The sequence below is a fragment of the Micromonospora sp. DT228 genome (genome assembly GCF_049841595.1).
Classification (GTDB): Bacteria; Actinomycetota; Actinomycetes; order Mycobacteriales; family Micromonosporaceae; genus Micromonospora.
Genome location: NZ_JBNCKO010000022.1, coordinates 66,394 through 80,802, shown reverse-complemented (window position 1 = coordinate 80,802; position 14,409 = coordinate 66,394). Strand labels below are relative to the sequence as shown.

The following is a 14,409-nucleotide window of genomic DNA, read 5'->3' as shown; positions in this document are numbered from 1 at the left end:
GCGCTCCTCCTTGGCATGACCCCTCTGCTCAGCGGCACGTCCGCAGCGAGTGCCGGCCGACCCGCCCTCTGTAGCAGCGACCCCAACGCCCGACTGAGCACAGTGCCCGCGCCGGAAGCCGTCTTCGGTTTCCCGCTCGGCTCGGGCCAGGAGCGGGTCGTCACCAACGAGGAGGCCCGGACCTACCTCGGGGCGGTGGACAGCGCCTCGGACCGGGTCGTCACCGGCGTGCTGGCCACGAGCGTGGCCGGGCAACCCCTGCCGTACGCGGTGGTGTCCAACGAACGCCACGTGCGACCCGCCGCGCTGCGCCGGATCGCCGACGACGTACGGGACCTGCGTGATCCCCGTCGGACCAGCGCGCGGACTGCCGCCCGGACGGCGAAGGACAGCCCGGCCATCGTCTGGATCACCGCGAACGTGCACGGCGGCGAGAAGAGCGGCACCGACGCGGCCCTCAAGACGCTGTACGAGTTGGCGGCGGGCCTGTCCTGCGAGGTCGCCCGACGCAACGACAACCTGGTCACCGTCATCGTCCCGACCCAGAACCCGGACGGCCGCGACGCGACCCGCCGGCAGAACGAGTTCGGCTTCGACCTGAACCGGGACTGGTTCGCCCGCACCCAGCAGGAGACCGACGGCAAACTCGAACTGCTGCGCCGCTACCCGCCGCAGGTCTTCGTCGACGCCCACGAGATGGGTGGCAAGCAGTATTTCTTCCCGCCCAACGCCGACCCCATCCACCACGAGATCGCCGGCGAGGCGGTGGACTGGATCAACCGGATCGGCGAGGCCAACAAGGCCGGCTTCGGCTACAACGGCGCCTGCGACGACACCGCCTTCACCGAGTGCTACTTCAACTACGACACGTACGACATGTTCTTCATGGGTTACGGCGACACCGTGCCGACCACCGGCTTCGGCGCGGCCGGCATGACCTACGAGAAGGGCAGCGCGTCGGCGGTCGCCGACCGGGTCCAGCAGCAGTTCCACACCCAGTGGTCGACGTTGGGTTGGGCCGCCGCCAACAAGCGCGAGGTGCTCGACGGCTACTTCGACATCTGGACCGACGCCCTCGCCCAGGGCCGGGCGGGCGCCCTCGAACCGAACGAGGTCGTGCAGCCCACGAACGAGGTCCAGTTCCCGGTGCCCGACATCACGATCCGCTCGTACTTCCTGCTGCCGGATCGGCAGCTCGCCGACGTCCGGCAGCTCGTCGAGCGGCTGCGCCGAATGGACGTCGAGGTGTACGAGGTGCAGAAGGCGACCCGGGTGCCGACCGCACGCGTCTTCGGCGGCCGGAGCGCCACAAACGTGACGGTGCCCAGGGGCGCGTACTGGATTCCGATGGACCAGCCGCAGAAGCACTGGATCCAGGCCATCATGGGCGAGGATCCGTACACGCCGTTCCCCTACTTCTACGACGTGTCGTCCTGGAGCAACCCGCTGCTGATGGGTGTCTCCACCATCTACACCGGCGACAACGTCCGACCGAAGGCCCAGCTCGTCCGCGCGACAGCCGGCGGCCGGACCGCCCCGGCGTGGCCGTGGGGCTCGTACACGTACCCGCTCGACTCGGCAGCCGCCGCGGAGCTGACGTTCGGCCTGCTCGGTCGCGGCGTGCCGCTCACGCGCAGCGCGGACAGCAGCCTGGTGGCCCTGCCGGCGAAGACGCTGACCCGGGAGATCGACCGGCTCGCCACCTCGCTCGGAGTGAGTCTGACACCGGGCGGGCCAGCCACCGGTACGCCCGTGACCCTGCCCGACGTGGGGCTGTTCCAGGGCACCGGCATCTCCACCACCTCCGGCTCGCACGGCGAGGCCCGCTACGTGCTCGGCAAGCGGTGGGGGCTCGACCTCACCCCGGTCACCACGGCCGACATCAACGACAACACCGAGGCGTTCACCGGTCGTACCGTGCTGCTGGTGCCGGACGGCAGCAGCGCGACAGGCGGTCTGACCGCCGCCGGCCAGGCCAACCTGCGTGCCTGGATCGCCCAGGGCCACACCTACGTCGGGCTGCGCAACGAGGGCACCCGGCTGGCCCGCGCTGCCGGACTCACCTCCAGCACCGAGAAGACCAAGCCGGCCGACTATCTGGTGATCGGCTCGCACCTGCGGGTCGACGTGGACACCACCAGCCCGGTCGCCCTGGGCCGCCCGGCGGAGGACTTCGAGTTCAACAACAGCGACCCGATCCTCAACCCGAGCACCACTGGCACGAACGTGCTCAGCTACCCGACGGGTGACACGTTCTGGGCCAACGGCTACACCGTCGGCGCGGAAACCTTGAAGGGCACGGCGGCAGTCGTCGACGAGCCGACCGGCGCCGGTCGGGCGGTGCTGTTCGCGTTCAATCCGCTCTTCCGGGCGTACAACGAGAATGGCCTGCACCTGGTGGCCAACGCGCTGCTCTACCCGGTGGGCGCGCCGGACGCCCGGCGCTCCGCCGGAGTCGACCCGGCGCGCGCCAGCGCCGCCGCCGCACCGGTCACGCCGGACCTCGGCGGCGGCTGGCGGCCGATCACCGTCGAGGTCGCGGCCAGTGACCTGCCGCGCACCCGGGCCATCGTCGAACGCTTCACCACCGACGCGCGGACGTCCGCGAAGGACAGCTCGGCGTACGTCGTGATCCCCAACCCGCAGGGCCTCCAGGTCGACGAACACCCGTTCGCGAGCGATCTGGTACGCGCGCTGCGCGACGCGCGAGTGCCGCTGCGGTCGGTGGTCGGCTGACGATCCCGCACCGCGAAAGCGCCCGTCCCCGTGGTTCCGGGGGCGGGCGCTTCGGCGTGTGCTGGGGACGGCTACGACTGCCGGGTGACCTCGGTGACGAACGCGCGCCAGGCCACCGGCCCGAAGACCAGCGCTGGCCCGGTCGGGTCCTTGGAGTCGCGCACCCCGACGATGCCGGGCAGGTTGTCCGCAACCTCGACGCAGTTGCCGCCACCAGAGCCGCTGCGGGTGGACGTGCGCCACGTAGCGCCGATCAGGTCCATGACGTCACCACGTCCTTCATCAGCTCGATCGACTGACGGCGGGGAAGAGCTTCACTGCGAACCATTTCCCACCTCGACATCAGAGTATCCACCTCGTCGTCGCGGTCGATGACGACCCCGCCGAGCTGGTTCTCCATCTCCCCCACCCATTTGTGCTCCGGCAGCCGGGCCAGGCTGAACGGCCCGGTCAGGCCAACGTGCATGCTGACCTCGTCCGGCAGCAGGTGAACGCTGATGTTCGGCCGCTCCGCGAGGGCGGTCAACTGCTTGATCTGCCCCGCCATGATGTCGCGGAATTCCGCACCGGCGCGGCGAAGCACCGCCTCGGCGATGACCGCGACCAGGTGCGGGGCGTTTGCCCTCGTGAGGATCGCCTGCCGGTCGATCCGGTGCGCCAGCCGCTTCTCGACCTCGTCATCGCTCAGCGTCTCGTTGCAGCGGATAACGGCCCGGCCATAGCTCTCGGTCTGGAGCAGGCCCGGAACGAGAGTCGGTTGGAAAGACCTGAGCTGCGTCGCGGTGCGTTCGGCGTCGAGCCACGGCAGGAACCAGGATGGTGCGCCCAGCTCGGCCACCATGCGCTGGAACAGGCCGCCGTTCTTGACTGCCCGGTCCGCGCCCTTGATGAAGTCCATCGTCAGCGCTCGCGTCTCACTCTCCACGGCGCTGACATGGGAGGCGCTGAAACCGGCGCCCCGACCGAAAGCCTCCTGCGTCATCCCAGCGGCCCCCCGGGACCGGCGGATCTCGTTCACGATGAACGCGGCGAGCGGGTGCGGTAAGTCGGCCATGCAAAGCTCCCCAAACCGGAAGATCGACTACTCATGCGACTGACGGGGTGGAACGTTCACCAGCTCGACCCGGTCGAGCGAAACGCCTCCCGAGCGTAAGCCTCTCCACAGCAGAGTGTCACCATCGACGCGGCCAGCACGGACCGAAGACCCGGCAGAGGCGTTCGCACCGGGCCGTCACTGGAAGCTACGTAGCTGATGTCGCCAACCAGTCACGCCCGCGGTGACGGGTGCGCAGGTTCCGAGGAGAGCTTGTCCGGGTCGAGGATCAGGTCGATGGCAGTGATGCGATCGCCGTGAATGGTGACGCCGACCACGGCGACGAGCCTGCCGCGCCGGTCGCGGGCGACGACGCCGGCTAGCCCGTTGACCAGCGCGGGAGCGCAGAGGCGCGCGAATCGTGGTCCCGCGTCGGCGGCGCGGGCGGCCACGGCGTGGGCGCCGGTGAGCAGGGCGGGTGCGAGCCGCGCTCGGCGTCCGTGGTCGGCACGGAGCACCACGTCGGGGTCCAGCAGGGCCAGCAGAGCGTCGAAGTCACCGGCGCGGGCGGCGGTCAGAAACGCGTCGACGACATGTCGCTGGGCGGGCAGACCCGCCCTGGGCTGCGAGGCGTGGTCGCGCAGTCGTCGGCGGGCGCGGCTGGCCAGTTGCCTCGTGGCCGCTGGTGTACGCCCCACGACTGCGGCCACCTGCTCGAACGGCATACCAAACATGTCGTGCAACACGACCGCGAGCCGCTCGGCGGGCTCGAGGCTGTCCAGCACCACAAGCAACGCGATGCCGACCGCGTCGGTGTGCAGGCTGGCTGCCTCCGGATCACCGTACTCGCTGACCAGCGGCTCCCAGGTCGCGCCGAAGAACTCGCGGCGCGCCTGCCGGGCCCGAAGCATGTCGATGCACACCCGGCCGACGAGCGTTGTCAGCCAGGCCGCGGGATTGGTGATCGTGGCCGGGTCGGTGCGCGTGGTGCGCAGCCACGCCTCCTGCAGCGCGTCGTCGACCTCGGTCGCCGATCCCAGCAGTCGGTAGGCGACGGACCGCAGACGGGGGCGGTGCTGTGCGAACTGCTCCGCGAACCACTGTTGGTCGTCCATCTCGTTATCTCCCGAACGCTTCCCGCCGCAGCATCGCCCAGAGTGTCGGAGCGCCGTCCGCGGTGGTGACAGCCACGGTCCGCTTGACCCACGCCGTGTCGCCAGCCTGGGCCAACAGGCAGGCCGCCAGGTCCGCGCGGCTGGTGAAGATGCCGTCGGAGCGATTCTCGGAGAGCCGGTAGCGGGTGATGGTGTCGCCGTCGAACAGCCCCGACGGGCGCACGATCGTCCAGTCGAGGTCGCTGTCGCGCACCAGCGCCTCCATCGCGCGCATGTCGTCGTAGGTGGTCCTGCCGATGGTGGCGGTGACCAACGGCTGGATGACGCGGTTGAGGAGGAAACCACCCTCGGCGTGGTGATGCGGCTCGGTGGCGCTGGAACTGACGACCACGAGCCGCCGCACACTCTCGCGGCGCATCGCCGCCAGGATCGTCGCGGTACTGCGGCTGTAGAGCAGAACCGGTTGCCTGGTGAACGGCACTCCGAGCGTCGACAGCACCACCTCGGCGCCGTCCAACGGGGCGTCCACTGTGACATCGGCCGCCACCACCTCCAAGCCGTGGCCGCTGACCGGGAACGACTGCGGCTGCCGGGTAACCGCCCGTACCTCATGGCCGGCGTCCAACGCCTGCTGTACGAGGCGACGGCCCGTGCCCCCGTTCGCGCCGAGAACGACGATACGCATCTGGTGTGCTCCCCTTCGAGATGGTCTGTCGAAGGGAACGTCGATCCAGGCGGTTCGTCTGTGACAAACCGCAGGTCACGGCGGTGGACGTGCGGGTGACTAGGGTGCGGCCACCTGCATCGACACCGGCGTACGGCCGGCGGCGAGGTAGCCCCGACCGGGCGGGCCGGTGAGGTACTGGTCGGGTTCCAGAGTGATGTTGTGGGCCACCGCCGCCGACCGGTTGCCCGGGACCAGCACGAGACGTGTCCCCGCCATCACGATCGCGTTGACCAGACGGGTGAGTGGGCTGGGAAACCCGGTCAGCAGAGGGGCTGCGTCCGCGGTGACGACCAGGGCCCGCTGCCCGCGCGCGGCGGGGCTGCTGATGTCGTCGAGCAGCGTGGGGCTGCTCGCGAAGCCCTGTTCGCTGGGCAGCACGGTGATCCGGTCGACGTCGTCGACGACCACCGCGTACGGCTCGTCGCCGAACGCGGCGGCGGCCTCGCGCAGGTCGCTGTCCCGGAACGTGACACCGGTGAGCACCCGAAGCCCGGTGTCGTCGGGGAGCAGCTTCGGCAACGGGGACTGGGGCGAGGCGACAGCGAGCACGCCGATCCCGCGCCGCCGCAGGGCGTGCGCCACGGTGGCCGCCGCGGTGGTACGGCCCGTCCCGGCGGCACCGGAGATCAGCAACAGGTGCGAGTCGGCGTGGAACAGGTCGAGGCCCACCGTGGTGTGGTCCGGCCCGCCGATGCCCAGCGTTATCCAGGTGGACGGCGCCCCGGTGTCGGCGCTCGCACAGAGCGTGGCCAGGTCGATGCGCGCGGGCAGGGCGGGGAACCGCCGGGGCAGCAGGTGCGCGGGTGTGTCGTGCGGCGCGACGGCGTCGGCTCTCGTCGGTAGGCACACCTGCACATGCCGGCCGCTGCCGGCGTCGATGGCCCGTCCGGGCAGGACATGTGGGCTGGCCATGCCGGTCTGCAACTGCATCCGGCGCGTCTCCTCCTTGGGAAACGGTAGGAGCAGCCGTCGGCTGTAGAGCGTCGGCAGCCGGTGGTTGAGCATGTCCTGGCCGCCGAGCGGCACGACGTGCACGCCGAGCGGAGCGCCCGCGGTGATGACGCCACGCAGGGTGGCGAGCAGTGACGTCTCGACGAAGGCGGGGTCGCTGTGGTCCTCGAAGTGCTCCCACCCGTCGACAACGACGACGATGTGCGGCCGGGGGCCGTCCGACGGAGGCGCCGTCGCGGCGCGGCGTTGCACCTCCTGGTCCAGCCAGGTGACCAGGCGACGGATCCGGTCCGGCTCGGCCGCCGAGAGGACCCCGCCGCAGTGCGGCAACGCCGCGTACTCGGCCAGGCCCGCCGGGTGCCGTTCCACCACGTACAGGTGGGCCTGGTCGGGTCGGAAGCGGGCGGCCAGGCCGGTGATCAGGGTGCGGGCGAACGTCGTACGGCCGGACTGCGGGCCACCGGCGACGAGCAGGCGGTCGACTCCGGCCAGGTCGAGGAAGTCCGCCGGCTGTGCCTGGCGTGCCGGGTCGTCGGCCAGGCCGAAGGGCACGGCGGTCGCCGGCGCGGCGGCCGTCCACCGCGACGGCAGCTCGTCCACCGTCAGGGTGGCCGGCAGCGGGGGCAGAATCGGTCGGAAGGGCGCCGACAGCCCGGACCGACCGGCGGCGTCCTCGATCGCGGCGATGGCGCGGTCCTGGTCGGTGGGCCCCGCGCTGGCCGTCTGCGCCGCGACGGGCCGAGGGGCGCCGAAGTCGGTCGGGGCCAGGACGCGCACGGCGGCCGGGGCGGCGCCACCGCTGGGCGGGGGGTCGCCGAGGTAGCCCGACTGGAACGGTTGCGGGATCCGGGTCTCGGCGGTGGTGCACAGGATCATGCCGCGGCCCCGCAACGCGCCCGGGATGGTGGCGGCGTCGGGGACTCCGAGCACCTCCGTGCTGTCCGCCGGCTCGTTCTGGCGAAGGCTGATCCGCAGCGACACGTTGTTCTTCAACTCGGGCGAGAGCTTGCCCTGCAACGACTGGGTGGCCAGCACGAGGTGCATGCCCAGTGACCGCCCCTTCGCGGCGACGTTCACCAGCTCCTTGACGAAGTCGGGTACGGCGTCGAGCACCCGCCCGAACTCGTCGAAGATCATTACCAGTCGGGGCAGCGGCGGCAGGTCCGCCCCCGCCAGGCGCTTCTGCCAGTACCTGTCGATCTCCCCGTCGTACCGGGCCAGCAGGGACTCCCGGCGGCTCACCTCGGCCCGGATCGAGGCGAGCACCCGGGCCGCCGCCGCGTCGTCGAACACGTCGGCGGGAGTCTCGCCGGTGGAACGGATGAGGGAGACGACGTGCGGACACCGTTCGAAGGGCAGAAACGCGCTGCCGCCCTTGAAGTCGACAAGCACCAGGTTGAGCTCGTCCGGCCGGTTCGCCAGCAGCAACGACGTGACAAGGGTCTGCAGCAGGATGCTCTTGCCGGCGCCCGTCGCACCGCCCAACATGGTGTGCGGTCCCTGGCCGGCGAGATCGACGTACACCGGACCGGTGGCATCCGCGCCGAGCACGACGCTGGTCCGTGGGCCCCGCCCCCGCTCCCAGAGCGCGCGCACGTCGTCGCCGGTGGGCGCGCCGAGGTCCAGGAGGTCGAGCAGACGTACCGCGCCGGGGATCGCGTTCTGGGTCGCGCCGAGCGTCGCCCGGTCGCGCATCGGAGCCAACGCCCGCGCCAGCCGCTCGGCGGTCGTCGCGTCGAGGCGGTCGACCCAGACCGTCGTCGCCGGGCCGTGCGGACTGCGGGTGAGCTGTGCCGAGTCACCCGCGGTCTCGATCAGACCCCGGCACTCGTTCATGCTGTGCCGGTCGGCGCAGATGAGATAGACCCCGACCGCCGGCCCGTCCCGCAGCACCTCGTCCATGCCGGACAGGTCCCGTAGCGCCAACGCGCCGTCGAGGACGACGACCACGTCGTCGAACTGCTGCGGGCCGCGCTCGGCACGCCGCGACGCGATGAGGGTACGCAGCTCCCGTACCCGGTCGGCCCGGGTGGCGGTGGTGTTGCCGATCCGGCAGGGAAACGAGGTCGTCTCGCCCGCGTCGACGTGCGGCAGCCAGCGCGCCCAGGCCAGTCGGCCCGCCGCGTCGGCGCTGAGCAGCACGATCCGTAGGTCGTCAGGGCCGCGCAGGGTGGCCAACTGGAGCAGCAACCACCGCAGGACGGCGTGCACCGGCTCGTCGTCACCTGTCACACCGAGCACACCGACGGTACGCAGGTCCACGGTGACCGGGACAGCCGACAGCGTCGGGCTGTGGAAATCCGGCCAGGGCTCACCTCGTACGGTCACCGACGCCAGCTCGTCGGCGACGCCGACCCGCAGCGCCACCGCGTGCGGGGAGTCCGCCCGGCGCGTCCACAGATCGGTGCGGGCCCCTCTGGCGATGTCGACGATCTCGGCGCGGCTCGGGGCGAGCGCCTCGCGTGCCCGCCGCTCGGCGGTCACCTGGGCGGCGAACGCCGCCTCGACGCCCTGCCGCCCCGCGGTGAACTCGGCCGCACGCTCCCGGTCCTGCCTGTTCTGCGCGACCTGGTGCACGACGAGCCCGGCGATGGAGGCTGCCGCGCCGAGCAGCAGGATGGGAGTCTGGGTGAGCACGGCTGCCAGGACGGATGCCGCCGCGCCCAGGAGGAACGTTGCCGCCATGGGCCCCCGGGTCACGGTGTGCCGGGCCGGCAGGGTCACCTCGATGCTCGGGACCACCGGGGCCCGTGCGAAGGCGCGGTCGAAGTCGAGTCGACCGTCCGGGGCTCGGACGAGCCGCCGCGCACCGGCCGGCACGGGAGTCCACCACAGCTCGTCGCCGCCGATCTGGAGCACTGTGGTCGGCGCGACGGTGACCCGGTCGGTGACCGGAACGCCGTCGACGTACGTGCCGTTGCTCGATCCGCCGTCCGTGACGGTGGCGGTGCCGTCCGGGGACACCTCCAGCAGGGCGTGCGTGTCCCGGGAGACGTCCGTGTCGCGCAGCGGCAGCGCCGCGGTGGACCTGCGGGCGATCGGGTGGACCCCGGCCCGCAGCGCGACGGCCAGGCCGGCGTCCGGGCCGTGGACCACCTCCAGCACGCCCACCGCGCCGTCCGTGGCCAGGCGCCCGACCGGCCCGGGCCCACCCACACTGATCACCGAGCCGTTGAGCAGAGGGCTGTCGGCCAGGGTGGCGGCCGGGTCCAACGGGACCGCTCCGACGAAGCAGCGGCGGCCTGCCACGGCGACGGGCAGCGCCGCGAGCACCGAGCGCACGCTGCTGGTCGGCGCGGCGACCACCTCGACGTCGCGTGTGGTCCCGGTGCCGACTTCCCAGACGGTCAGGCGCAGGATCATGGCTGGTGTCTCAGCGGTCCGAGTCGTACGTCCACAGCCACAGCCCCGAGTAGCCGCCGAGCGCGACGGTGCCGGCAGAGCTGATTGCCACCACCGACTCCGGCACGCTCTGGCTGGGGACGACTCGTGGCTTGTACAGGTGCGCGGTGCGGCCGGTCGTGGTGTGCCAGATCCGGATGTCGCCCACCGAGGCAGCCACGAGAAGGTCGCCCGGGCCGAAGGCGGTGGAGCCGAAAGTCCCACTCGTGTCGCCGACCAGGGTGGTCACGACCTGGTTGGACCCGGGCGTGCGGAGGAGCACCTTCGCATCGCGGGTGGTCTGCGCCCACGGCGCGATGGGCCCGGCCACCTGGGAGGTCTGGCGACCACTCGCGGTCTCCCAGGCTCGCAGCTCCCCCCGGTAGTTGAAGGCCACGAGCAGTTGTCCGTCCTGGTTGAAGCGGAGCTCGTCGAAGGTGGGCGGCTCGGTCGCCGGCTCGACGGGGAAATCGACGCGCGCGTTCGGGGACGACAGGCGCCACATCATCACCCGCAGCCCGCCGAGGACAGCGATGCTGTCGCCCTGTGGCGAGAACGCCACGTGGTCGACGCTGCCGTAGTTGCCGAAGGCGAGGTTCGCGGTGTTCTGTCGGCTGGCGACGTCCCAGAGCTTGACCACGCCGTCGTGCCCGCCGCTGGCGAGCGTCTTTCCGTCCGGGCTGAACCTGAGCACCTCGATGCCTCTGGTGTGCGTGGGAACGGTGGCCATCGCCGTACGGTCGGCGACATTCCAGAAGGTGATGCTGGACGTCTCATCCTCGGCGCTGACGAGTGTGGCGCCGTCCGGGCTGAACGCCAGCGTGCTGACCCGATCGGCGTCGAGCTCCACCATCGCCGACCGACTCTGCCGCACGAAGACGTGGCCGGTCACGACGAGGACGACCAACAGCAGGCACGACAGCACCGGGTACGGCCATCGTCGGCCGAGCGGCAGGAAGGCTCGTGTGGACCCGCCCGGCACCTCGTCGGTCGGGCCGACGATCCGGACCTGGTCGGGGGCGACGGCGCCCAGCTCGTCCATCAGCACCGAAGGGCTGGTGTCGAGGTCGCCGACGATCCAGACCGGCCCGCCGCCGTCCTGCTCGCGCAGCACCCCGCGGGCTTTCCAGCGGTTGATCGTGTCCGGCGGCGCGTCGGTCGACAGCTCGATGCCGAGCCTGGATCGTGTGGCGGACCGGCCCGCACCAGGCCCGACCGTGATGGCGGCGACGTGCTCCCAGAGCAGATGCGTCGGCTCCCGCCGCCGGAAGTGCATCCGCATCGAACGGCCGGTCAGCTGGATCCAGCCGTGCGGCGGGCTGACGATGCTCACCATCAGCCCGGCCCCGGCCAGCAGCGGCAGGAGGATCGCGGGGATCAGCGTCCAGTCGGGTCGGCCGGTCATCAGCAGCAGGCTGGCGAGCAGGCCGGCCACCCACAGGACGAGGCCCACGACGACGAACCGGGTGACGATGTTGGCGATGACTGTTGTCTTCGGCACCTCGGCGAGGAAGTTGACTGCCGGCTGCTCGGTCGATCGCGTGTCTGGCGCGGCCGGGACCGGACGTTGCCGAGGAGGCGTGGGCCCCGCCGGCTGCACGGTCGTGGCGTGCCGCTCCCAGGATTCGCCCTCCGGCTCGGGGGCGAGGCGGGCCGGGCGGGGCTGGTCGGGCGCCCCGACCGCGGCGGCGGGGCTGTCGCGCCGGCCGGGTGCGCCCGCGCTGACCGGGGCGTCGAGTAGGTCACGGGCCTGCTCGACGGTGAGCCGTTGCGCCACGTCGCGGGTGAGCAGGCCGGCGATCACCGTGGCCAGCGGCTCGCCGCAGCGGATGGCCGGCAGGTCGTCGTAGAGGACCGCGTGCAGGGTGGCCGCGGTCGACGCTCCCTCGAACGGCAGCTCACCGGTCACGGCCTGGGCGAGGGTCACACCCACCGACCACAGGTCGGCCGCCGGCGTGGGGTCGTTGCCGTGGAACAGTTCCGGAGCGAGGTAGCCCGTCGAGCCCATCATCCCCTGGCGGGTCAGGCGGGTGTCCCCCGCCGCGTGCGCGATGCCGAAGTCGAGCAGTTTCACCTCGTCACCGGGGAGCACCATGATGTTGCCGGGTTTGACGTCGCGGTGCACCACACCTACCGAGTGCGCGGCGGCCAGTGCGCCGAGCACACGGACGCCGATGGCCGCCACCCGATCCGGCGACAACGCCCCCTCCCGGTCGAGGAGATCGGCGAGCGTCGGAGCCTCCACCAACTCCGTCACGAGGTAGACGGCCTCGTCGTCGCCGTTGGCCGGGACCACGTCGTGGATCGCCACGACCGCCGGGTGGTTGATGCGCCCCGCGCTGCGCGCCTCGCGTAGCGCCCGCTCGGCGAACCGCAGACGTTCCTCGGCGGGAAGCCCGAGGGGAACGCGGACCTCCTTGACGGCGACGACGCGACCCATCAGCTCGTCGGTCGCCCGCCAGACGACTCCCATGCCGCCCCGGCCGAGGACACTCTCCAACCGGTAACGCCCCGCGATGAGCTGGTGCGGCGACTGGGGATTGGGCACCTTCGCGCTCCTTGCCATCGGGCATTACAGTCGGTGCGAACCATACTCCGGCGGATCGTTCGGCGATGTCCGTCCACATAGGAGTTGATCTACGTCTCGCGCCTCGCGTGGGCCGGTGGTGGGGCTGGGTTCGACCGGGGAACGCGCGACTTTCAGGGGGACGGGGCGATGGCGACCGGGTTCGGCTTCGACAGGGACGCGGTCCTTCAGGCCGTGCGGCAGCTGACGGATGTGCGCTCCGGTCTGGAGTCGGCCCGGCAGCAGACCGGCCACCTGCCCAAGACCGGCTCCTACGACATCGACCTGGCACTCTACGAGTTCACCGAGGCCGCGATCGAGCACCAGACCGATCTGGTGGCCGCGGTGGCGGCCGTCGCGGACCGGCTCGACGGCGTGGTCACGGGCCACGCCCAACTGGACAGCGCACTGGCCAACGAGCTACCGACCAACCAACACGCAAAGGGGAAGCGCGATGAGTGACGTCAGCGTCGGTTACGAGGGCCTCCAGTCGGCCGCCCGCACCCTGACCGCGGGGCAGGAGGAGATGACCCAGAAGTTGAACGCCCTGAAGTCGATGATCGACCAACTGGTCAACAGCGAGTTCCGCACCCAGCTGGCCTCGGGTCGCTTCCAGGAGTCCTACCAGCAGTGGACCACCGGCGCGCAGAACATGATCGGCGGGCTGGAGGGCATGTCCACGTTCCTGGTCGGCGTCGTCCGCGAGCACCAGGACCTGGACGCCAGGCTGGCCGGGGGCATCAACGGCTGATCACCGGCCGACATGGAAGATTGGCAAGCCCTCAGCATCTACGACGGCGATCCGACCCCGGGCACGCCCGCCACGATCAGCGCGATGGCAACCGCCATGCAGCGTCGCACCGCGGAGATCAACGGGCACACCGCGCGGCTCAGGTCCGTCGCGTCCAACAGCGCCGCCATGAGGCTGCGGGGCGACTACGCCACCACCGTCGATCATGAGCTCGGGCGACTCCCCGGTACGGCGAGGGCCCTGGCCGACGCCTATCTGGCCTGCGCGAAGGCCCTGTCGGCGTTCGCGAACGACCTCACTCAGCTACAGGTGCAGTCGCGCGGCGCACTCCAAATCGGCATGACGGCGGACAGCCAGTACCGGGCCATGCTCCAACAGTTCTGCGGCCTGACCGGCATGCTCACCTACGGACCGGGGGTCTGGCGTGGCCTGAACGAGTCGTACGCGGCCCCGCTGCGCGAACCGGTCCGCTCACAGGCTCTCGGCATTGCCCGCAACGCGCGGCTCTGCGAAGCAGAGCGCGAACGCGCGCGGGCCTCCGCGCTCCAGGCGAAGCAGCGGTACGCACAGGTTGCCGCCCGCTGCGCCCAGGCCATCCAAGCAGCCATTCCGCGATCGACACCCTTGGGCGAGCAGCGACGGAAGGCGGGAAGCGGGGCCTCCCAGACCACGCCAACCTCGACGTCCGCGCCGGCCACCGGGCCTGCCGCCCCGCCGGCCACCGCGCCTGTCGCCGGACCAGCCGGCAAGATCCCCCTCAAGCCGGTGCACGACCGGCACCACCTCAATCGCATCCGGCCCAAGAATCCGACCAAACCAATCAACACGGTGGTCCTGCCCGGCACGGACGTCGCGCGGGATCTGGCCGACATCGCCGCCGGCCTTGCCACCTGGGACGCGGACCGCAGTCGTTACGTGGTGAACGGCCGTACCTACGGCGTCGAGGACACGGGTACGGTCTTCCCCGAGACCGGGCCCGGCCTGGTGCGGATGGAGCGGATGGAGTACAAGGCGCTGAAGACGTACATCCAGTTCGGCGGCGACCTCGATGCGGCGAATGCCCAGTTGGACAGGGACCCATACATCACACCCGCCCACCGGGAGCGCGCGATGGAGGTCTTCCGCCACCACAAGAATTACCGGGAGTAG

10 protein-coding genes are annotated in these 14,409 nt (G+C 71.3%); 4 read left to right on the top strand and 6 right to left on the bottom strand.

The window, feature by feature from the left end; all coding sequences use genetic code 11:
• Positions 1 to 15: 15 nt before the first annotated feature.
• Positions 16 to 2,736 (top strand): M14 family zinc carboxypeptidase, encoded by a 2,721-nt coding sequence (locus ACLQ29_RS31335; RefSeq protein WP_425774980.1) that lies wholly within the window; start codon positions 16 to 18, stop codon positions 2,734 to 2,736.
• A gap of 71 nt (positions 2,737 to 2,807) precedes the next feature.
• On the opposite strand, the gene ACLQ29_RS31330 is transcribed toward ACLQ29_RS31335, so the two are convergent.
• The 6 genes from ACLQ29_RS31330 to ACLQ29_RS31305 all read right to left on the bottom strand — a co-directional run bounded on the left by ACLQ29_RS31330 (position 2,808) and on the right by ACLQ29_RS31305 (position 12,491).
• The gene (locus ACLQ29_RS31330; protein ID WP_425774979.1) at positions 2,808 to 2,999 is read right to left on the bottom strand and encodes a DUF397 domain-containing protein; all 192 of its coding nucleotides are present in this window, start codon (positions 2,997 to 2,999) and stop codon (positions 2,808 to 2,810) included.
• A complete protein-coding gene (locus ACLQ29_RS31325) occupies positions 2,990 to 3,790 on the bottom strand; it encodes a helix-turn-helix domain-containing protein (protein WP_425774978.1) in 801 nt (266 codons plus the stop codon). The genes ACLQ29_RS31330 and ACLQ29_RS31325 overlap by 10 nt, the downstream gene beginning before the upstream one ends.
• A 212-nt stretch (positions 3,791 to 4,002) precedes the next feature.
• The gene (locus ACLQ29_RS31320) at positions 4,003 to 4,884 is read right to left on the bottom strand and encodes a sigma-70 family RNA polymerase sigma factor (RefSeq protein WP_425774977.1); all 882 of its coding nucleotides are present in this window, start codon (positions 4,882 to 4,884) and stop codon (positions 4,003 to 4,005) included.
• 4 nt (positions 4,885 to 4,888) lie between these two features.
• The gene (locus ACLQ29_RS31315; protein ID WP_425774976.1) at positions 4,889 to 5,569 is read right to left on the bottom strand and encodes an NAD(P)-dependent oxidoreductase; all 681 of its coding nucleotides are present in this window, start codon (positions 5,567 to 5,569) and stop codon (positions 4,889 to 4,891) included.
• 99 nt (positions 5,570 to 5,668) lie between these two features.
• Positions 5,669 to 9,925 carry an FtsK/SpoIIIE domain-containing protein gene (locus ACLQ29_RS31310; protein ID WP_425774975.1) on the bottom strand — a complete coding sequence of 1,419 codons (4,257 nt, stop codon included), beginning with the start codon at positions 9,923 to 9,925 and terminating at the stop codon, positions 5,669 to 5,671.
• A gap of 10 nt (positions 9,926 to 9,935) precedes the next feature.
• Positions 9,936 to 12,491, bottom strand: a complete 2,556-nt coding sequence (locus ACLQ29_RS31305) for a WD40 repeat domain-containing serine/threonine protein kinase (protein ID WP_425774974.1) — start codon at positions 12,489 to 12,491, stop codon at positions 9,936 to 9,938.
• A gap of 168 nt (positions 12,492 to 12,659) precedes the next feature.
• Between ACLQ29_RS31305 and ACLQ29_RS31300 the strand changes: the two genes are divergently transcribed.
• Genes ACLQ29_RS31300 through ACLQ29_RS31290 form a run of 3 tightly spaced genes read left to right on the top strand, consistent with a single transcriptional unit; the run spans position 12,660 to position 14,409 of the window.
• On the top strand, positions 12,660 to 12,971 hold the full coding sequence (locus tag ACLQ29_RS31300) for a hypothetical protein (RefSeq protein WP_425774973.1): 312 nt from the start codon (positions 12,660 to 12,662) through the stop codon (positions 12,969 to 12,971).
• Entirely contained in the window at positions 12,964 to 13,260 is a 297-nt protein-coding gene (locus ACLQ29_RS31295) for a WXG100 family type VII secretion target (RefSeq protein WP_393241114.1), read from the top strand. Before ACLQ29_RS31300 ends, ACLQ29_RS31295 begins: the two co-directional genes overlap by 8 nt.
• A gap of 12 nt (positions 13,261 to 13,272) precedes the next feature.
• Positions 13,273 to 14,409: a hypothetical protein gene (locus ACLQ29_RS31290; RefSeq protein ID WP_425774972.1), complete on the top strand. Its 1,137-nt coding sequence runs from the start codon at positions 13,273 to 13,275 to the stop codon at positions 14,407 to 14,409.